Source organism: Streptomyces sp. NPDC001668, assembly GCF_042893155.1.
Taxonomy (GTDB): domain Bacteria; phylum Actinomycetota; class Actinomycetes; order Streptomycetales; family Streptomycetaceae; genus Streptomyces.
The window spans coordinates 218,890-238,693 of the sequence record NZ_JBIAUQ010000013.1; the positions used below are offsets into that span (position 1 = coordinate 218,890).

The following is a 19,804-nucleotide window of genomic DNA, read 5'->3' on the forward strand; positions in this document are numbered from 1 at the left end:
CCAGGACCCTGAGCCTGCTTCGCGATCCTCAGCAAGGCCCTCGCCGCACCCGCCGCCCGCGACCGCCGAAGGCTAGAGCACGAAGCCCGGGCGGCCGTCGTCGGTCACCACGGGGCGGCCCACCTCGGCCCACAGCTGCATGCCGCCGTCGACGTTCACGGCGTCGATGCCCTGCTGGGCCAGGTACATGGTGACCTGGGCCGAGCGGCCGCCGGACCGGCAGATCACGTGGACCCGGCCGTCCTGCGGGGCGGCCTCGGTCAGCTCGCCGTAGCGGGCCACGAAGTCACTGATGGGGATGTGCAGCGCCCCTTCGGCATGACCCGCCTGCCACTCGTCGTCCTCGCGGACGTCCAGCAGGAAATCGTCGTCCTTGAGGTCCGTGACCTGGACCGTGGGCACACCAGCACCGAAATTCATGGACCCGACGCTACCCGACGCCCCGGGGACGCGGCCCGGTCACTCCTGCGCGAGCAGCTCCGCGAGCTCCGCCTCGCGCGTGGAGACGTCGGCCAGGAGCTTCTCGGCGATCTCCTCCAGGAGGCGGTCCGGATCGTCCGGTGCCATCCGGAGCATCGAACCGATCGCGCTCTCCTCCAGCTCCCGGGCGACCACGGAGAGCAGTTCCTTGCGCTGCGCGAGCCATTCCAGGCGGGCGTAGAGCTCCTCGCTGGGGGTGGGGCCCTGCTCCGGCGGCTTGGGCCCGGCGGCCCACTCCTCGGACAGTTCCCGCAGGAGCGGCTCGTCGCCGCGGGAGTAGGCCGCGTTGACCCGGGTGATGAACTCCTCGCGCCGCGCCCGCTCGGTGTCGTCCTGGGCGAGGTCCGGGTGGGCCTTGCGGGCGAGCTCGCGGTAGAGCTTGCGGGCCTCGTCGCTGGGGCGCACCCGCTGCGGGGGCCGCACCGGCTGCTCGTTGAGCATCGCGACGGCTTCCGGGAACAGTCCCTCCCCGTCCATCCAGCCGTGGAACAGTTCCTCGACGCCGGGCATCGGCAGCACCCGGGCGCGGGCCTCCTCCGCCTTGCGCAGATCCTCGGGGTCGCCGCTGCGGGCGGCCCGGATCTCCGCGATCTGCGCGTCCAGCTCGTCGAGGCGGGTGTACATGGGGCCGAGCTTCTGGTGGTGCAGGCGGGAGAAGTTCTCCACCTCGATGCGGAAGGTCTCCACCGCGATCTCGTACTCGATGAGCGCCTGCTCCGCGGCCCGCACGGCCCGCTCCAGCCGCGCGGTGCCCGCGTCGGCTGTGCCGGGGGGGTCGGTTTCCGGGGACGTCATCCGGACAGCGTAGCCGTGTGGGGGCGGGGGGAGCGCCCTCCGGGGTGCCGGGCCAGGCGATCGGGCGGGTACACGGCGGGTACGGGTGGCGTGGTGGCTGGTCACGCCCCGCAGCGAAGCCGCCCCATGGACACAGCCCCGCACAGGCCCGCACCCCTTGGCGGTGGGTGCGGGCACGCCGGTCACCATGCTCCCGGCCTCCTCACACCCCTGTCTCCGCCGCCACCCTGCCCGCCCGGATCCCCGCCACCAGCTCCCCGTGGTCCGCCTCCGTCCGGTCCGCGTAGGTGACCGCGAAGGTGGCGATGGCCTCGTCGAGTTCGTCGTTCTTGCCGCAATAGCCGGCGACGAGGCGGGGGTCGGCGCTGTGGGAGTGGGCGCGGGCCAGGAGGGCGCCGGTCATACGGCCGTAGTCGTCTATCTGGTCGGCGGACAGGGCGGCCGGATCGACGCTGCCCTTGCGGTTGCGGAACTGGCGGACCTGGAAGGGACGGCCCTCGACGGTGGTCCAGCCCAGGAGGATGTCGCTGACGACCTGCATCCGCTTCTGGCCGAGGACCACCCGGCGGCCCTCGTGGTCGACCGGCGGGACGTCGAAGCCCGCGGTGACCAGGTGGGGCAGCAGGGCCGAGGCCCGCGCCTCCTTGACCTGGAGGACCAGCGGCTCACCGCGGTGGTCCAGCAGCAGGACCACGTAGGAGCGCGTGCCCACGCTGCCCGTGCCGACGACGCGGAACGCCACGTCGTGCACCGCGTGCCGGGCCAGCAGCGGGTGGCGGTCCTCCGAGAGCGTGGTCAGGTAGTGCTCCAGGGACGCGGCCACCGCCGCGGCCTCCTCGTCGGGCACCCGGCGCAGCACCGGCGGGGCGTCCACGAAGCGGCGGCCGCCGTCCTCGGTGAGCTCCGTCGACCTCGCCGCGAAACGCCCACTGGTGTTGGCCCGCGCCTTCTCCGAGACCCGCTCCAGCGTGCCGACCAGGTCATGGGCGTCGGTGTGGGAGACGAGCTCCTCGTCCGCGATCGCGTTCCACGCGTCCAGCACCGGGAGCTTGGCCAGCAGCCGCATGGTGCGCCGGTACGCGCCCACCGCCCCGTGCGCGGCCGCACGGCAGGTGTCCTCGTCGGCGCCGATCTCTCTGCCCGCGAGGACCAGGGAGGCGGCGAGCCGCTTGAGGTCCCACTCCCAGGGGCCGTACACCGTCTCGTCGAAGTCGTTCAGGTCGATGACGAGGCCGCCGCGGGCGTCGCCGTACAGGCCGAAGTTCGCCGCGTGCGCGTCGCCGCAGATCTGGGCGCGGATCCTGGTCATCGGGGTGCGGGCCAGGTCGTACGCCATCAGGCCCGCCGAGCCGCGCAGGAAGGCGAACGGTGTGGCCGCCATCCGGCCCACCCGGATCGGCGTGAGCTCGGGAAGGCGCCCCAGGCTCGACTCCTCGACCGCCTCGACGGCGCCGGGCCGGGAGATGTCGAGGTCGAGCGCGGCATGGGAACTGCGCGGCACGCTCTCCCGCAGGGCCTTGCCCTGCTTCTTGGGCGAGCCCTCCACGGGCCACTGGGCGAAGCCGCGCACCAGGGGCCGCCGGGCCGCCTCGCGCGCCTCGGCGCCCTCGTCGGACGACGCCCCCGCCCTCGCCTCCACACCGGCCTCGGTCACAGCGACCGCCTCCCCCGTGACTCGCACGAACATCAACTCGTGCTGACCGTACAACCACCAGCCGAAACGCGTCAGACCCTGTGGAAAACCCCACGGCTGTGGAAAGCCCGGAAACCCGGAGGAACGGCGCGCCTCACGCCCGCAGGTACGCCAGCACCGCCAGCACGCGCCGATGTGTCTCCTCCGCCGGCGGGAGGTCCAGCTTGGTGAGGATGCCGCCGATGTGCTTGCCGACCGCCGCCTCGGAGACCACCAGGTCCCGCGCGATCGCCCCGTTGGACTTCCCCTCGGCGATCAGCGCGAGGACCTCACGCTCGCGCGGGGTGAGCCGCTCCAGCGGATCGCGGCGGCGGCGCAGCAACTGCCGTACGACTTCGGGGTCCACCACCGTGCCGCCGTCCGCGACCTCGCACAGCGCGTCGACGAACTGCTCGACCTGGCCGACCCGGTCCTTGAGGAGATAGCCGACCCCCGTGCCGTCTCCGGAGTCGAGGAGTTCGGAGGCGTACGTCCGCTGCACGTACTGGCTGAGGACCAGCACCGGCAGTCCGGGGCGCCGCTCCCGCAGCCGGACCGCCGCGTGCAGCCCCTCGTCCTGGAAACCGGGCGGCATACGGACGTCCGTCACCACGATGTCCGGGCTGTGCTCCTCGGCCGCGACCAGCAGGGCCTCGGCGTCACCTACCGCCGCGACGACCTCGTGGCCGCACCTGCCGAGCAGGCCGATGAGCCCCTCGCGCAGCAGCACACTGTCCTCGGCCAGCACTATCCGCAGTGATCGGCCCGCGCCGTCACCCCGCTCGTCCCGCCCGCCTCGGCCAACTCGGTCACCTCGCAAGGGAACTCCACACGCAACAGGGTCGGACCGCCCGGCGGACTGGACAGGGAGAGTGTGCCATCCAGGACCGACACCCGGTCGGCGAGTCCGGTCAGCCCGCTGCCCGCCGAGGCGTCCGCGCCGCCGCGGCCATCGTCCCGCACCTCCAGCAGCAGCCGTCCGCGGGAGTGGCCGCCACGGACCTCGGCCCGGTCCGCCCCGCTGTGCTTGGCGACGTTGGCGAGGGCTTCGCAGACCACGAAGTAGGCGGCCGCCTCCACCGCCTGGTCCAGCCGCCCCTGCACCGACAGATCGACGTCGACCGGGACGACGGAACGGTCCGCGGCGTCGGCGACGGCGGCGGCCAGGCCGTAGTCGGTGAGGACCTGGGGGTGGATGCCCCGGATGAGCTCGCGCAGTTCGGCCAGGGCCTGGCCCGCCTCGTCGTGGGCCTTGGCGAGCTGGTCGGCGAGCGGTCCGGGCGGGGTGTCGAGGCGGGCCAGGCCGAGCGTCATCGTCAGGGCGACCAGGCGTTGTTGGGCGCCGTCGTGCAGATCGCGTTCGATGCGCCGGCGTTCCGCCTCGAAGGCGTCCACCAACCGCAGGCGGGAACGGCTCAGTTCGACCACCCTGGCGTCCAGGTCGCTGTCGCGGGAGGCGATCAGCAGCCGTGTCAGCCCTGCCCGGGCACCCGCCACGACGCCCAGCGTGTACAGGCCCGCCGCGAGAAGCAGCAGCCCGAGTACGGCCACCGCGAAGGCCGTCGGCCAGGTGGTGACCGTCCACTGCTTGAGCACCTTCGCCTCCCGGCCGTCCCCGACCGTGGCCATCAGCAGGGGGGCGGCGGCCATGGAGAGGGGGAAGAGCAGGGCGACGGTGAGCGCGAGGGCGTCGACCGGCCAGAGCAGCCCGGCGAACAGCAGGGCGTACCCGAGTTCGCGCCAGGTCGCCTGCTCCCTCAGACGGGTCGTCAGCCAGGCCCGCAGACCCGTGGCAGCGGGCTCCCGGTGCGGATCGGGCAGCGGGTCCGCGCCGAGGAGGCGCAGCCGCTGCCGTTCCATCCGGGCGACCACGACACCGGACAGCGCCAGCATGACGAGCAACGGCAGTCCCACGAGTACGGCGGTGAGCGCCCCGCCGGCCACCGCCAGCGTCACGAGCCCCACCAGCACGACCGCGCCGGCCACCGCACCGGTCAGCAGATAGCCGGCCGAGCGCCAGGGCCACGCCGACAGCAGGAAGCCCGGCCGGGACATGGCCTGCCACACATTCCGAGGATGCATGCGGATCACCGTAGAAGCGCCGCGCGGGGCGGGCCATGGGCCAGGACGGAGGAGTCGGGGTATGGCCGGCCCTACCCCAGGTGTCGGTCCTGCCGCACTGCGCCCGAGCCCCTGCGAACGGTTTCGTGGAACCACCGAGGACACCGGACGCCACGACCCGTGTCCGGACACGACGACATCTGACGAGCGGGGAACCCATGACCACCGACGCCATCAGCCTGCGATCCGTCAGCAGGACGTACGGCAGGGCGCAGGGCAGGACATACGGCAGGACGCGCAACGGCGACGGCAGACGCGCCTCACCCGACGACACCGCCGTGACCGCGCTCGACGACGTCACCCTCGCCTTCCCCCGCGGCACCTTCACCGCCGTCATGGGCCCTTCCGGCTCCGGCAAGTCGACCCTGTTGCAGTGTGCCGCGGGCCTTGACCGGCCCACCTCGGGCTCGGTCACCCTGGGCGGCACCGAGCTGACCCCACTCAGCGAGACCAGGCTGACCCTGCTGCGGCGTGAGCGCATCGGGTTCGTCTTCCAGGCGTTCAACCTGCTGCCCTCCCTCACCGCCGAGCAGAACGTCGCCCTGCCGCTCAGGCTGGCCGGCCGACGGGTACCGAAGGCCCGGATCCGCGAGGTGCTCCAGCAGGTCGGTCTCGCCGAGCGCGCCCGGCACCGGCCCACCGAGCTGTCCGGCGGCCAGCAGCAGCGCGTCGCCCTGGCCCGTGCCCTGGTCACCCGCCCCGAGGTCCTCTTCGCCGACGAACCGACCGGTGCCCTGGACTCACAGACCGGCCGCCAGGTACTGACCCTGCTGCGCACCATGGTCGACGGCGAGGGCCAGACCGTCGTCATGGTCACCCACGACCCGGTGGCCGCGTCCTACGCCGACCGCGTGGTCTTCCTGGTCGACGGCCGGGTCAACGGCGAACTCGTCGGCGCCGGCACCCACGACATCGCCACGCACATGACCAAGCTGGAAGCGGCTCCACCCGTCCGGCCGGCCGCCCCGCCCGCACCCGGCACACAGCCCGGTTCGGAGGGCCAGCCGTGCTGACCCTCACCCTCCGCACTCTCCGCACCCGCTGGTCCACCTTCCTCGGCACCTTCGTCGCCCTCTGTCTCGGCGTCGCCCTGCTCTCCGTGATGGGCCTGACCCTCGCCTCCTCGCTGGACGCACCGGAGCGACAGCCCGAGCGGTTCGCCACAGCACCGGTCGTCGTCCAGGGCCAGAACACGCTGAGCGTGCCGGCCTCGGTCGGCGCCCATGTTTCACGTGAAACACGCAGACTCGCCCACCCCCGCGCGGTCCCCGAGGCCACCGTGGCCACGCTGCACAGGCTCGGCACGGTCATCCCGGACCGCACCTTCCCGGTCCGTACCGAGGCCGGCCCCCACGAGCTCGTCGGCCACCCCTGGTCCACCGCCGCCTTCGCCCCGTACGAGATCACCGAGGGCCGCGCTCCCCGCACCGCGGACGAAGTGGTCGCCACCGGTGACTGGACGCACCCCGGCGACCGGCTGCGCACCGACCACGGCACCGTACGAGTCGTCGGCACCGTCCCCGCCCGGGAGTTCGAGACCGCCCTCTTCTACACCGACGCCCGCGCCGCCGAGCTGTCCCCGAAGAGCACGCAGCTGGTGGTGGAGGCGGACGCGCACGACGTCCGAGAAGCGGTAGCGGGCGAATCCGTGCAGGTCCTCACCGGCAGCGCCCGCCGGCTCGCCGACCCCGACCCGGGCCGCGACCGGGAGGCCCTCACCGCGATGAACGCCCTGTTCGGCACCGCCGGCGGAGTCACCGCCTTCGTGTCGGTGTTCGTCGTGGCGTCCACCTTCGCCTTCGCGGTCACCCAGCGGCGCCGCGAGTTCGGCCTGCTGCGCACCGCGGGAGCCACGCCCGGCCAGATCCGCCGGACGGTGTGCGCGGAGGCCCTGCTGGTCGGCGTGCTCGCCTCTGCCAGCGGCTGTGCGCTCGGCGCGTACGGCGCCCCACGCCTTGCCGCCCGGGTGGTCGACGCCGGTCTCGCACCGGACTGGTTCACCATCGGCGACGCCACGTGGCCGTACCACGTGGCCTTTTGGACGGGTCTGCTCGTCGCCCTGCTCGGTGTGATCGCCGCGTCCTGGCGGGCGGGCCGCACCGGCCCCGCCCAAGCGCTGCGCGAGGCCTCCGTGGACGCCGGAGCGATGACGTGGGGCCGCCTGCTGTCCGGTTCCGGACTCCTGCTGACCGCCGCGGTGACGCTGGCCCTGGCCCTGGTCACCGACCCGGGCGAGCTGCTGCACCGCAAGACCTACGTCAGCCGTCCGATGCTGCTGATCACCGCGGTCGCGCTGCTCGCGCCGGTCCTGGTGCGTCCACTGACCCGGCTGCTCGCCTGGCTGCCGGCCCGACTGCCCGGCGCGGGCGGGATGCTGGTGCGGGAGAACGCCGCCGCGGGAGTCCGCCGTACCGCGGCCGTCGCGGCTCCCGTCCTGGTCACGGTCGCCCTCACGGGCTCACTGCTCGGCGCGACCGCCACTCTGAACGAGGCGAGGGCCACCGAGTCGCGCGAGCGGACCACGGCCGACTACGTGGTCGTGCCGGCCGGGGACACCGGGCCTGCCACGGGCAAAGGCTCCACCGGCGATTCCGGCCCGGCCGGAGGCGGTCGCCCTGCCGACGCCCCGGGCTTCGACGCGCGGACCCTCCAGAACCTCCGCGCCATCCCCAGCACCACGATCTCCGCGAGCTCGTCGAGCGCCGTCTACGTCCTGGAGGACGGCGTGGCCCTCATCAAGTCGCAGGCCCGCGCCGCCGAGCCCGCACCGCTCGCGGCGACCGCCGACCTCCCCCTGGCCGCCGGAAAGGTCGGCGACCTCGACGACGGGTCGATCATCGTCAACGAGGAGTGGGAGCGGCACACCGTGGGGCAGACCGTGGACGTGTGGCTCGGCGACGGCACCAGGAAGGCACTGCGGATCGCCGCGGTGATGACTACCGGCACCGGTGACAACGGCGTCTACGTCACCCCGGCCAACGCCCCCGGCGCCCACGTCGACCGCGTGGACGTCGCCCTCGCCGGCGGCGCCGACCCCGCTGTCGTGGCCGGTGCGCTGCGCAGGGCGGGCGGGCACGTCCTCACCAGGGACCAGTGGCTGCGGGCGACTCACCCCGGCACCGACCCGACCACCGGCTACGGGTTTCTCCTGGTCCTCGGAATCGCCCTGCTCTACACCGGGATCTCCCTGGCCAACACGATGGTCATGGCGACCTCGGACCGGGTACGCGACCTCGCCGTGCTCCGTCTGGCCGGGGCCACCCGCCGGCAGATCCTGCGGCTGGTCGGCGCCGAGGCCCTGACGGTCGTGGCGGTGGGCGGGCTGCTCGGACTCCTGGTCGCCGCACTCAACCTGGCCGGGATGCAGGGAGCGCTCGCCCTGCTGTCGGTGCACGCTCCGCTGCGGATCCCGTGGCCGCAGCTCGGCGCGGTCACCGGCGCCTGCGCGCTCCTCGCCGTGGTGTTCTCGGTCGCCCCGGCCGCCTGGGCGACGCGTCTCGGGGCACTGGAACCGGCCGGCACGAGGCAGTGAGAGCGGCCTCACGGCGTGCGCCGCACCGCGCCCTGGAGGGACCCCAAGTCGCCCCAGGGGTGCACGGCTTGGGCGGGCTGCCACTGGTCGTCGGCGCACACTCTCGGCCATCGACTCAAGCAGTGCTAGTTTGTGTCCTCAGGGAACCCGAGTGGACGCGAGTGATCACATGACGGACCGAGCTCCCCGTAGCACCGCTGGACAGAGACCACGGCGGCGCGCCGCCCAGAACCTGTGGGGCGACACCCCCGCCGAACCGCAGCTCAACCGTGGCGAGATCGTGCGTGCCTCGCTCGATCTACTGGCCGACCAGGGGTACGAGGCGTTCAGCATGCGCAAGCTGGCGACCACGCTCGACGTCAAGAACCCGTCGCTGTACTGGCACGTCCAGAGCAAGGACGATCTGTTCGACCTCGTGGCCGACGCGATCGTGGGCGATTGCCGGCTGCCGGAGCCCGGTGGGCCCGAGGAGTGGTCGGAGCAACTCGCCGAAGTCGCCCGGAACTTCCGGACGGCGATCCTCGGCCACTCGGCTGCCACGCCGCTCCTGACCGGACGGCCGCTGCTCGGGCCCCACGGACTGCGGCTCGCCGATCACGTCATCGGCACCATGCGCCGTGCCGGCTTCGACGACCGCACCGCCGGATACGGCTATCTGCTGCTCACCTACTACGTCATCGGGTTCGTCAGTCAGGAGACCGCCTTCGGTCCCGGCGAAGTCGGCGAGGCCCGGCTGCAGTTCATGCAGCAGGCGCTCAGCGAACTGAGTGACGAGACGTTCCCCAACATCGCGGCGATCCGCGACACGCTGATGGAGCGCGGCCTGGACGACCGGTTCGAGCTTGGTCTGCGGGGGCTGCTGAAAGGTCTCGCCGAGGAGTTGCACAAGGCGTAGGCACCGAGGGCCGACGCTCGGGTGCCCCGCGATCCGCACCGCTCGGGTGGATCACGGGGCACCTGTGCTGTCCGGCGCGCTACGACCTCATGGCCTGGCGTCCTTGGCGGCGAGGGCCACATCGCCGTCGGAGTCCAGGTCGAAGATCGGCCGAAGCGAGTTGAGCCCGGAGATGAGAGTGACGAAGTCCTTGCGCGGGAAGAAGAGCTTCCCCGGGTCCACCAGCGCCTGCGCGTACTCGTAGTACGCCTCCCGGTCGAGACCGGCGTCGTAGAAGAAGCGGACGAACGACACGATGTCCGCCAGGAAGTCCCGGTACGAGCGTTCGTACCGCTCGGCCAGGGCGGTCTCGAGTTCCGGCTTCTGCAGCACCCTGTCGATCATCTCGGCCGAGGCGGAGGCGGCCAGCATCGCCAGCGTCACGCCGGTCGAGAAGAGCGGATCGACGAAAGCGGCCGCGTCCCCGACCAGGGTCCAGCCCGGGCCCGTGAACTGCTCGCAGGTGTACGACCAGTCGCGGGCCGAGCGGTGGGCACTGGTCCGGGAGGCACCCTTGAGCAGGCGCTTCACATGGGTGGACTCCTCGATCTTGGCCTCGAACAGTTCGGGCAGTCCGAGGCCGCTCCTGGACGCCTCGTCGGAGGGCGTCACGAAGCCGACGCTGTGCGTTCCGTCGAAGATCGGGATGTACCAGAACCAGCCGCCGGGCACGTGCTCGATGAAGATGTTGCCCGCCTCGTCACCGGTGAGGCTCTCGCCGTCCTGGAAGTACGTCCACACCGCCACGTTCCGCAGGTCCTCGTTCCACTCCACACCGGTCAGGCCGCGGCCCAGGACACGGGCCTGCCCCGAGGCGTCGATGACATGCCGCGAGCGGACTTCGTGCTCTTCGCCCCCGCGCTGCGAGTAGCGGAGCCCCACCACACGGCCGTCCTCGACGACGGGGCTCTTGACGACGGCCTCTTCCCGTACGCACGCCCCCAGTTCGCGGGCGCGCGTCAGGACGAGAGCGTCGAAGTCGGCGCGGCGGACGTTGTAGGAGTGGGTGAACTCCGGCTTTCCCTCCGCGAACTTGAACGTCCAGCGGCCGTCCTGGCCCCAGACCAGGCTCCCGCCGAACTTCTTGACGAAGCCGAGGTCCTCGACCCGCTCGCGGATGCCGAGTTCCTCCAGGACGACGACGCAGCCGGTGATGAGGGACTCGCCGATGTGGTAGCGCGGGAACTTCTCGCGTTCGAGGACGAGAACCCGGTGTCCTCGCCCAGCGAGCAGGCCGGCGGCCGAAGCACCGGCGGGTCCCCCGCCGATGACGACTACGTCGAATTCCTCGGTGGCCGGTTCATGACTGGGCATGGCGTATTCCCCTTTTCCCGGCCGGTTTCACGGCCGTAAGGACACTCACTGCTTGGTCCATCCGTGACACTCCTTTGCACAGAATCCCCCTGGCCTCTCAGAAGGTGATATGGGAACGGTGAAGAGACCGGCCGCGGCCCGGAGGAACGGCTCTTCAGTAGTTCCTCAGCGAGCTCAAAGAGCATCCGGAGATTCTGGAGACGTCCGGATTTCCCGTTCCACTCGAGGGGTTCACCCATGACGGCAACGATCACGAAGAAGGCCGGCCTGTTCACGATCATCAACGTGGCGACGACGACTCCCGAGAACCAGTCGACCCTGTTCGAGGCCGTCTCCGGGCTCGCGGACCGTATGAAGAACTCGCCCGGGTTCGTGTCGGCCAGCGTCCACCGGAGCCACGACGGCACCCGGATCATCGGCTACGCGCAGTGGGAGAGCAAGGAACACTTCGAGGCGATGCGGGCGAGGACGGATCTGGGCGACGGGTTCAAGGTGGTCCGCGAACTCACCAGCGATTTCCTCCCGATCACCTGCCAGGTCGCGTACACACACGACGGCGAGTGACGAAGGGCCCGCTCCGCTACTGACAGGCGGAACAGCGTACGGCTGCGGTCCGGACGAGTCGGAGAATCCCGTTGATTCTCCACATCGTCCGGACCGCAGCCGTATGCGCGTTTCCCCACGTGCCTTGTTGGATTTCCCCTTCTCGCGCCGTGCAGGAAAGAATCCGGGAACGAAGCAGCCCCCGGGGCGGGGGATGTACCCGGGGGCTGCCGTCCGTGCCGGGAGCGATCTCAGGCGGAGACCGTCCCGAGGTCGGGAATTCCGAGGTCGATGTTCGGCGTGTCGATACCGCCGTCGACCTCCAGCAGTTTCCCCGTCACGTACGACGAGGCCGGCGAGGCGAGATAGACGACGGCATCGGCGACGTCCTCGGGGCGGCCGGCCCGCCGCATCGGCGTGGCCTGTTCGAGCCGGCCCCGCAGGGCGTCGTCCTGCATCACAAAACGCAGGTTGTCGGTGGCGATGGAGCCGGGCACGACGCCGTTCACCCGGATCCTCGGAGCCAGGTCCCGGGCGGCCAGCCTGGTGTACTGGGCCAGCGCCGCCTTCGCCATGCCGTACGAGAGGAAACCGCGGGCTCCCACCCGGCCGACCGTCGAGCAGATGTTGACCACCGCGCCGGATCGCCCGGGGCCGAGCAGGTGCGGGACGGCCGCGCGGGTGAGCGTGTGGGCGGTGGCGACGTTGAGACGCATCGCCTCTTCCAGGTCGGTCCAGTCGGTCTCCAGGAAGGGCTTGATCGTCGCGGACCCGACGTTGTTGACGATCACGTCGAGACGTCCGAGCTCGTCCGCCACTGTCGTGGGCAACCCCGCCACGAACTCCAGGTCGTCCAGGTCGGCGGCGATCGCGTACGCGCGTCGGCCGGTCGCCGCGATCTCCTCGGCCACCTTCTTGAGGCTGTCCTCCGAGCGGGCCACGACGGCGACATCGGCACCCGCCCGGGCGAGGGCGACGGCGGTGGCCGCCCCGATTCCGCGACCGGCACCGGTGACGATCGCCACCTGGCCGTCGAGGGATGATCCGTGCTGTCCCACGGTCAGACTCCTTCCTTCGCGATCGGCGCACTCTCCGCCGCGGCCCTCGTGGCCGGCGTCCGGACGAACAGCACCGTGACGAGAGCGCCGGCCAGGGCGAGGCCGGCTGCCACGTACATCAGGTGGTTGAGGCCGGTGAGGAACGCGTCGTGCGCGACGCGGACGACGGTTTCGCGCACCGCCTCGTCGAGCGCACCGGCCACACTCGTGATCCTGCCCTCCGAGGCCACGTCGGCGAGTTGGTCGACCGGAACGCGCTGCCCGGCCAGCGCCCGCGACAGGGAGGAGTGGACCTGGGACTGGATCAGCGCGCCGTAGACGGCGATGGCGAGGGTCATGCCCACCTGGTTGGCGGTGGTGTTCACACCCGCGGCCATGCCGAGCCGACGGGCGTCGGCCACTTCCATGGCCAGTGCTCCCAGCGCCGGAAGCGCGAGACCCAGACCGAAACCGACGGCGATCATGCCGGGAACGAGTTCACGCACACCGTCGTCGGCGCCGATCCCGTGCATCATGATCAGGCCCGTGCCGATGAGCAGCAGCCCGACGGTCGGAAGCACCCGCGCGGGCAGCCGGTCCATGAACGTGCCGGCCACCGGACCGGCCAGCAGGATCGGGATGTTGACCGTCAGGAAGCACAGGCCCACCTTCATCGGCGAGTAACCGAGCTGGTTCTGGAAGTACAGCGACAGGTAGACGAGGAGTCCGAAGAAGCTGGCGTTGGTACAGAACGTGGCGATCTGCGTGGCGCTGAAGGTGCCGCTCCGGAACAGCGTCAGATCGAGCATCGGGTCCGGATGCCGGCGCTCGATGAGCAGGAAGGCCACCAGCGCCACCGCGGCTGTCGAGAGCATGACGAGCACCCGGGTGCTGGACCAGCCGTAACTCTCGCCCCGCAGCAGCGCGAACGTCAGCAGGAAGAGCGCGACGGTGAGCGTGACCAGGCCGCCCGTGTCCATCTTCTGCACCGTCCGGAGATCCACCTGGCGGGGGATCTTGATCCAGGCGATGGCCATGACGGCGATGACCACGGGGACGTTGATGAAGAAGATCCACCGCCAGTTCAGCGACGAGACCAGGGCGCCGCCGAGCAATGGGCTGATCACGACGACGGCACCGGCGGCCGACCCCCGGATCCCGAAGGCGGTGCCCCGCGCCTTGCCCTCGTAGCACTGGGCGATCAGGGCGAGCGTGGTCGCGAAGATGACCGATCCGGCGGCACCCTGCACCGCCCGCGCGGCGATCAGAAAGCCCGCGTCGCCTGCCAGGCCACAGGCCACCGAGGCCGCGCCGAAGGCCAGCACACCGCCCATGAACATCTGCCGGCGCCCCAGGCGGTCACCCAGGAAGCCCGAGGTCAGCTGGAAGCACGCGAGCGTGAGCGTGAACGCGTTGAGGATCCACTGGGCGTCCGTGAGGCTCGCGTGCAGATCCCGCTGCATGTCCGGCAGTGCGACCACGACGACGGTGGTGTCCAGCATCAGCATCGTCACTGCCAGCACGATCGCGATCAGCGGCCACCACCCCTGGGGCGCCTCCGCTCGTTTGGGATCCGTCACCGGTCCCGCGCCGACAGGCGAACCCTGCACGGTCATGGCCCTCACACCCTCCAGATCGCCTAGCAATGCTAGGTGGAGACTAGCAGCAGTAGACATTCCCTGGCAATGCTAGGGAACATCTCCCGTGGGGAGCGCGGGAGAGGCGAGATCCGCGGCCGCCGCGTCGTCCCGCGCCGTCGACGAGACCGCGGCCGGCTTGCGGGAACGGCTCCACCGGCGCATGGCGGGCCGCTCGACGAACCCGTGGATCGCGGCGGAGAGCGCCAGCGTGACCCCCAGGAGCAGCAGCTGAATGGCCACCGCCGTCCCCGTGCTCCACGTCCGGTCGAACCCGAAGGCGAGGTGCCCGAAGTAGAGGACGAGGAAGTGGACCAGGTACATCGCGAACGAGATCTCACCCAGCCACACCATGAGGCGGCCGCGGAACGGGCTGCCGCTCGCCCGGCAGTCGGCGACCGCGGCGGCGGGGATGACCAGCGCGAGCCCCACCACGGTGGGTGCCACCATGGCGTACGGAGACGGTGTGAGGTGCCACTGCAGGAAGCATCCCCCCAGCAGCACGGCGACCGCGGGCGCCAGACCCAGCCCGATCCAGCGGTCGGACATGACGATCCGCGCCATCAGGATCCCCAGCAGGAACTCGAGCATCCGGACCGGCGGCAGGGTGTAGACGCCCCAGTAGTCCCAGACCGACATGGGCAGGAACGGCGTCCGTGGAGTGTCCGGCAACAGCACCCTGGACAGCAACGGGACGCAGACGATGGCACCGACGACGCCGCCGGCGCAGGCCCACAGCCTCTTCGCCGGAATGGCGCTCACCCATCGCAGCAGCCAGGGGAAGCTCAGGTAGAACAGCAGCTCGCAGCTGAGCGACCAGCTCGGCACGTGCAGGGCGTCGATGACCTCGACGTCGGGAATCCAGGCGTGGACCAGGAACAGGCTGGGCACCGTTTTGGCCACCGTCGCGCCTTCGCCGGCCGGCTGCCCCGGCACCAGCACGAGCAGCAGCGCCAAGGCCCAGACCACCAGGTGGTTGGGGCCGACCTTCGCGATCCGGCGCCGCCAGAAGTGTCGGGGGCTGTCACCGGCTCGCGCCGACCACGTGAGCACGAATCCGCTGAGGACGAAGAAGAACGACACCCCCAGCCAGCCGGAGCCCGCACCGATGCGGAACAGCGACATGCTCAGGTGCATGTCCTGGTAGAAGCCCTGGATCGTCGCGTGGCAGAAGAAGACCAGCAAGGCCGCGATGAACCGCATACCGGTCAGCGACGGCAACCGGGAGGACCCGGGGTGGATCTGTGTGGCCACGGCCATCACCCTCTCGTCGGTCGATGAGAGGGCACAGTCTTCGGGGCGCCGGTGAAGAGGGGCTCGGAATCCGCTCAGGCCCCGAAGGGGCGGCGGCCGGCGAAACGTGAGGCCACGAAGAGAACCATGTCGTTGGCCTCCCGCTCACCCACGGTGACGCGTACGCCGTTGCCGGGGAACTCGCGGACCACGACATGGAGTTGGGCACAGGCCCGCCCGAAGTCCTCGGTCGCGGGACCCAGTGGCAGCCACAGGAAGTTGGCCTGGCTCATCGGGACTTCCCACCCCTGTGCGCGCAGTGCGCGGGCCATACGATCCCGCTCCCGGCCCAGGACGCGGACCCGGTGGTCCAGCTCGCTCTGCGCGGCCAGCGATACGGTGGCGGCGATCTGCGCCGGCCCGCTCACCGCGAACGGAAGCGCGGCCCGGCGGGCGGCGTCGGCGAGCCGGGGGGCGGCCAGCGCGAATCCCACGCGCAGTGCGGCCAGTCCGTACGCATGCGAGAAGGTGCGCACCACGGACACGTTCGAGCGCCCCCGCGCGAGGCCCACCCCGTCAGCCACGGATTCGCCGGCATCCGCTCCGGCCCCGCCCGCATCGGTGACGAACTCGCGATACCGCTCGTCGACCAGCACGAGGACACCGGGAGGCATCATGTCCAGGAAGTCCAGCAGCGAGCGGTGGCTCATGGTCGTGCCGGTCAGGTCGTTCGGGCTGCCGACCACGACCACACGGGTCCTGCCGGTGACCGCGGCGGCCAGTGCGTCCAGGTCCTGGACCGGGCCCGCGAACGGAACCTCCACGAGCCGCGCCCCGCTCCGCTCCAGCAGCGCCGACGCCCCCGGGGAGGGACCGGAGCAGACGACTTCGTCACCGGGCCCGACAGCGGCCCGCAACAGCATCTGGGTCACCGCGGCCCCGCCGGGCCCGACGACCACATGTGTGGAGGGCACCGAGAAGCGTCGCGCGAGGGCTTCCGCGAGACCCGCGCCGCTGGGATCCGGATAGCGGTTGAGCCGCTCGACCGCGTCGAGCACCGATGCCATCACCCCTGGCAGCGGGGCGAAGGGAACCTCGGTACGGTCGGCCCGGTAGGTGTCCGCCCTGCCCGGCTCGCCACGGCCCCGCCTTCCGCCCGGCCCGCCCGTGGACCAGGTACTCGCGTCTGTCATGTCGGCTCCATAACGTGGGCAGCCAAAAGGCCGTCGATGTCACACTCGGCACCGTCATGGTGACGGCGTGCACTGACAAAGTGCTGACATCGGGACGCCGCGAGCGAGGCGCCGCGGGCCTTATCGGCCCACTAGGAAGCCTTTATCGCGGGGTCCGTTCCCTGCCGTAGCGTCCGGTGACATGACGATGCCTCAACACACCGCCATGACCAAGAGCTGGCGGATCGGTGAGATGACGGTGCATCAGGTGGCGGAGGTGCCGCTCCGCGGTTTCGGCCGCTGGCTGCTGCCGCAGGCGACACCCGAGGTCGTGGCCGAGACCCCTTGGCTGCACCCTTCGCACGCCGACGCGGAGGGCCAGCTTCTCGGCTCCGTCAACGCCTTCGCGGTCGAGATCGGCGGCCGGCGCGTGCTCGTGGACACGGCCGTGGGTAACGACAAGTCGCGTCCCTTCCCGGCATGGGACCACCTGACCACCCCGTTCATGGAAGCGCTCGCGGCCGTCGGGTTCACCCCCGAGAACGTCGACCTGGTCATCAACACGCACTTTCACGCCGACCATGTGGGCTGGAACACCCGGCTCGTGGGCGACACCTGGCAGCCCACCTTCACGAACGCGCGCTACGTGTCGTCCCAGGCCGAGCACGACTACTGGGCCGGCATCGAACTGTCCGACGACGAACGCGAGATGTTCCAGGACTCCATCGAACCGGTCCGGGCCTCCGGCCGGCTCACGCCCGTGGAGGTCCCCGCGGACGGCACCGTGGTCACGCCCGGGGTGCGGCTCCTGCCGGCGCCGGGACACACACCCGGACAGACTCTGGTCCGGCTGGAGAGCGGCGGCCGGTCCGCCGTCATCTCGGCCGACTGCATGCACCATCCGGTGCAGTTCGTGCGCACGGCCATGTGCAGCACCGTCGACGTCGACCCGGACCAGGCCACCCGGACCCGCCAGGCGCTCTTCTCCGAACTGGCCAAGGACGACACCGTCCTGTTCGGCAGCCACTTCGACGGGACCGTGGCCGGACTCGTACAGCGCGACGGGGACTCCTACCGGTTCAGCCCCGTCGATCCCTCCGTGTAAGGCGGTCACGACGACCGCCGCGCACACGCCGGACCCGCCGCGCCGCGCCCTGAAGCACAGGACGACGGCGTGGCGGGCGTTTCCGTGTCACCACGACGCCCTCAGGCCGCCCCCAGACTGCGGCCGGTGGACGCGCGCCCGGTCAGATCGTGCAGATCGGACGCCTCGCGGCACCGCTCCAGGGTGAAGAGGCGGACGAGGTCCGGAAGGAGGTAGGCGTTCGTCCTCCCCGAGGAGTCGTCCATGATGAGCAGGCGCGCGTCGTAGATACGCTGCAGAAGCGATTCTGCATACGATGTGTCCACCTCGAGAAGGCCGGCCGCGTCGGCTGCGGAGAACGTCCGGCCCTCCTCCCGGCCGAGCAGATGCAGAAGAAGCTTCGCCTCGGCGTCCAGCTTCACGTAGCTCCTTTCGAACCTGGCGCGGACATCGACCCCGGCGGAAGACATCTCGCTCAGCCGGGTCCTTTCCTCGCTCAGACGCTCGACGAGCTTTTCCAGTGAGAGGTTCCCGGAATGAGCCAGCTTTCCGGCTATCGCTCTCACGGCCGCAGGAAGGTTTCCGCAGGAAGCCACGATGGAACGGACCAGGAGTCGCTCCTTGTCACTGCGCGGCATTCCGGCGATCCGGACGAAGAGCTCGAACGCCTCATCGCTCTCCAGGGGACGCAGTTCAACGTTCTGAATTCCGCTCAGACCATAGAGGGGTGAATTCCTGGTGACAATGACCATGCACTGCGGACCGCCGGGCAGAAGTGGCCTGACCTGATCCTCGTAGGCAACGTCGTCCAGCAGGATCAGGACCTTGCGATCGGCACACCAGCTGCGGAACAGCTGGCTGCGCGACTCCTGCTTCGCCGGAATCTGACTGGGGCTGAATCCGACAGCGAAAAGGAATTCACCGAGAGTGTCCCGGGGATCCACCACCTCACCGGTCGGCGAGGTCAGCTGGGTGAAGAACTGACCGTCCGGAAAGCGGCGGCGCAGCCGGTGGGCAAGCCTTATCGCCGTCGTCGTCTTTCCGACTCCGCCCATTCCCGTCACCGAGATCACGGGCGGCGCCTGTCCACCTCCGCCCGGATGCGCCAGAGACTCCGCCCGGGAGAGCACGAAGTCCCGGGCCACGAAGTCCGGGATGTCGGCCGGCAGCTGCGCCGGAACCGCGAGGACGGTGTGCTGACCCGGGGCCGCCTCGGCCGAGGCGTCGAGCGCGGGATCCGCCGCCAGCAGCGCCCGCTCCAGCTTCTGGATGACGCGGGACGGATCGATGCCCAGCTCCTCGGCGAGTGCCGACCGCAGGCGGCGGTAGATGTCGAGCGCCTCGTGGCGGCGGCCGGAGCGGTGCAGGGCGACCATGAGTTTGGCGTGCAGCCCCTCGTGCAGTGGATGGATGACGGTGAGCGACTGCAGCTCCCGGATGGCGTCGAGGGCGCGTCCGGCCTTGAGGTACGCCTCGATCCGCAGCTCGGTGGCCTGGGTCCGGGTCTCCTCCAGCTTCGCCGCGTAGGCCTCCAGCCAGTGGCCCTTCTGCACGTCGCACAGCGCCGACGCCCGCCAGACGGAGAGTGCGGCGCCCAGGGCCTTGAGGGCGCGGTCGTAGTCGCCCTGCAGAAAGGCGTCGCGGCCCGCGTGGAAGGCCCGCTCGAACACCGGGACGTCGACGCACTCGGCCGGCACCGAGAGCTGGTATCCGGAAGGCTCCGTGATGAGGGAGATCTCGTCTCCCTTGACGCCGCTGCCTATCCCCAGGAGTTTGCGCAGTTGATAGATGTACGTCTGGATAGTGGCCATGGCCGTCATGGGCGGATCGCCCATCCAGAGTTCATCGACGAACTGACTGGTCGGCACTATCTTGTTCTGTGACACCAACAAGAGAGCCAGAATTGTGCGCAGTTTGGGCGGGAGGGAGATCCTTTCCTCCTGCGCGACAGTCACCTCAAGATTACCGAGCAGCCCAAATTGCATGACACGCTCCCCCGTTCCCGTTGGAAGCCGCGGCCAAGTCCCGTGCCACCACGGCTAGGATACCGACGTGAAATTGCGTACGGACCCACCGAGCAATGGGCGCAAATAGCCGAGCAGGCACGCATCACACTGCGCCCCTAGCACTGCTCGATACGATAGCAGCGGAACCATATATTCCCCTGCGGCCATTGAGGTTTTGCTAGCCCTTTGCCTCCGCCCCCTCTCCTTCCTTTGCCGTGCGGGTAGCGGCGCATTGGAATTGTTC

At 70.6% G+C, this 19,804-nt stretch carries 16 protein-coding genes; 5 read left to right on the forward strand and 11 right to left on the reverse strand.

The window, feature by feature from the left end:
- Positions 1-72: 72 nt before the first annotated feature.
- The 5 genes from ACFYZ8_RS32755 to ACFYZ8_RS32775 form a co-directional block, all read right to left on the reverse strand.
- Positions 73-402, reverse strand: coding sequence for a rhodanese-like domain-containing protein (locus tag ACFYZ8_RS32755; protein ID WP_007383362.1), 330 nt, complete (start codon positions 400-402; stop codon positions 73-75).
- Between the two features lie 57 nt (positions 403-459).
- The gene (locus ACFYZ8_RS32760) at positions 460-1,275 is read right to left on the reverse strand and encodes a J domain-containing protein (protein WP_388538989.1); all 816 of its coding nucleotides are present in this window, start codon (positions 1,273-1,275) and stop codon (positions 460-462) included.
- Positions 1,276-1,477: 202 nt separating this feature from the next.
- Positions 1,478-2,962 carry a DUF2252 domain-containing protein gene (locus tag ACFYZ8_RS32765; RefSeq protein ID WP_359033130.1) on the reverse strand — a complete coding sequence of 495 codons (1,485 nt, stop codon included), beginning with the start codon at positions 2,960-2,962 and terminating at the stop codon, positions 1,478-1,480.
- A 100-nt stretch (positions 2,963-3,062) separates the two neighbouring features.
- Positions 3,063-3,695 (reverse strand): response regulator transcription factor, encoded by a 633-nt coding sequence (locus tag ACFYZ8_RS32770; RefSeq protein WP_359033128.1) that lies wholly within the window; start codon positions 3,693-3,695, stop codon positions 3,063-3,065.
- Entirely contained in the window at positions 3,695-5,002 is a 1,308-nt protein-coding gene (locus ACFYZ8_RS32775; RefSeq protein WP_388539103.1) for a sensor histidine kinase, read from the reverse strand. The genes ACFYZ8_RS32770 and ACFYZ8_RS32775 overlap by 1 nt, the downstream gene beginning before the upstream one ends.
- A gap of 224 nt (positions 5,003-5,226) precedes the next feature.
- Between ACFYZ8_RS32775 and ACFYZ8_RS32780 the strand changes: the two genes are divergently transcribed.
- From ACFYZ8_RS32780 to ACFYZ8_RS32790, 3 genes are all read left to right on the forward strand, one after another.
- Positions 5,227-6,081, forward strand: coding sequence for an ABC transporter ATP-binding protein (locus ACFYZ8_RS32780; protein ID WP_388538992.1), 855 nt, complete (start codon positions 5,227-5,229; stop codon positions 6,079-6,081).
- Positions 6,075-8,600, forward strand: coding sequence for an ABC transporter permease (locus tag ACFYZ8_RS32785; RefSeq protein WP_388538995.1), 2,526 nt, complete (start codon positions 6,075-6,077; stop codon positions 8,598-8,600). The genes ACFYZ8_RS32780 and ACFYZ8_RS32785 overlap by 7 nt, the downstream gene beginning before the upstream one ends.
- Positions 8,601-8,769: 169 nt before the next feature.
- Positions 8,770-9,495, forward strand: a complete 726-nt coding sequence (locus tag ACFYZ8_RS32790) for a TetR/AcrR family transcriptional regulator C-terminal domain-containing protein (protein WP_359033122.1) — start codon at positions 8,770-8,772, stop codon at positions 9,493-9,495.
- An 87-nt stretch (positions 9,496-9,582) separates the two neighbouring features.
- Here the strand turns inward: ACFYZ8_RS32790 and ACFYZ8_RS32795 are convergent, their stop codons facing one another.
- Entirely contained in the window at positions 9,583-10,848 is a 1,266-nt protein-coding gene (locus ACFYZ8_RS32795; RefSeq protein ID WP_359033120.1) for an NAD(P)/FAD-dependent oxidoreductase, read from the reverse strand.
- Between the two features lie 237 nt (positions 10,849-11,085).
- On the opposite strand from ACFYZ8_RS32795, the gene ACFYZ8_RS32800 reads away from it, so the two are divergent.
- Positions 11,086-11,412, forward strand: a complete 327-nt coding sequence (locus tag ACFYZ8_RS32800; RefSeq protein ID WP_359033118.1) for an antibiotic biosynthesis monooxygenase family protein — start codon at positions 11,086-11,088, stop codon at positions 11,410-11,412.
- A gap of 230 nt (positions 11,413-11,642) precedes the next feature.
- Here ACFYZ8_RS32800 and ACFYZ8_RS32805 read toward each other — a convergent pair whose 3' ends face one another.
- The 4 genes from ACFYZ8_RS32805 to ACFYZ8_RS32820 all read right to left on the reverse strand — a co-directional run bounded on the left by ACFYZ8_RS32805 (position 11,643) and on the right by ACFYZ8_RS32820 (position 16,491).
- Positions 11,643-12,449, reverse strand: coding sequence for an SDR family oxidoreductase (locus ACFYZ8_RS32805; RefSeq protein WP_388538999.1), 807 nt, complete (start codon positions 12,447-12,449; stop codon positions 11,643-11,645).
- 2 nt (positions 12,450-12,451) lie between these two features.
- Positions 12,452-14,044 carry an MFS transporter gene (locus ACFYZ8_RS32810; RefSeq protein WP_388539002.1) on the reverse strand — a complete coding sequence of 531 codons (1,593 nt, stop codon included), beginning with the start codon at positions 14,042-14,044 and terminating at the stop codon, positions 12,452-12,454.
- A 72-nt stretch (positions 14,045-14,116) separates the two neighbouring features.
- Positions 14,117-15,319, reverse strand: coding sequence for an acyltransferase family protein (locus ACFYZ8_RS32815; protein WP_388539005.1), 1,203 nt, complete (start codon positions 15,317-15,319; stop codon positions 14,117-14,119).
- A 74-nt stretch (positions 15,320-15,393) separates the two neighbouring features.
- Positions 15,394-16,491: an aminotransferase class I/II-fold pyridoxal phosphate-dependent enzyme gene (locus ACFYZ8_RS32820; RefSeq protein ID WP_388539008.1), complete on the reverse strand. Its 1,098-nt coding sequence runs from the start codon at positions 16,489-16,491 to the stop codon at positions 15,394-15,396.
- A gap of 181 nt (positions 16,492-16,672) precedes the next feature.
- Here ACFYZ8_RS32820 and ACFYZ8_RS32825 point away from each other — a divergent pair, with 181 nt between their 5' ends.
- A complete protein-coding gene (locus ACFYZ8_RS32825) occupies positions 16,673-17,575 on the forward strand; it encodes an MBL fold metallo-hydrolase (protein ID WP_388539011.1) in 903 nt (300 codons plus the stop codon).
- A 101-nt stretch (positions 17,576-17,676) separates the two neighbouring features.
- On the opposite strand, the gene ACFYZ8_RS32830 is transcribed toward ACFYZ8_RS32825, so the two are convergent.
- Positions 17,677-19,539 carry a BTAD domain-containing putative transcriptional regulator gene (locus ACFYZ8_RS32830; RefSeq protein WP_359033106.1) on the reverse strand — a complete coding sequence of 621 codons (1,863 nt, stop codon included), beginning with the start codon at positions 19,537-19,539 and terminating at the stop codon, positions 17,677-17,679.
- Between the last annotated feature and the right edge of the window lie 265 nt (positions 19,540-19,804).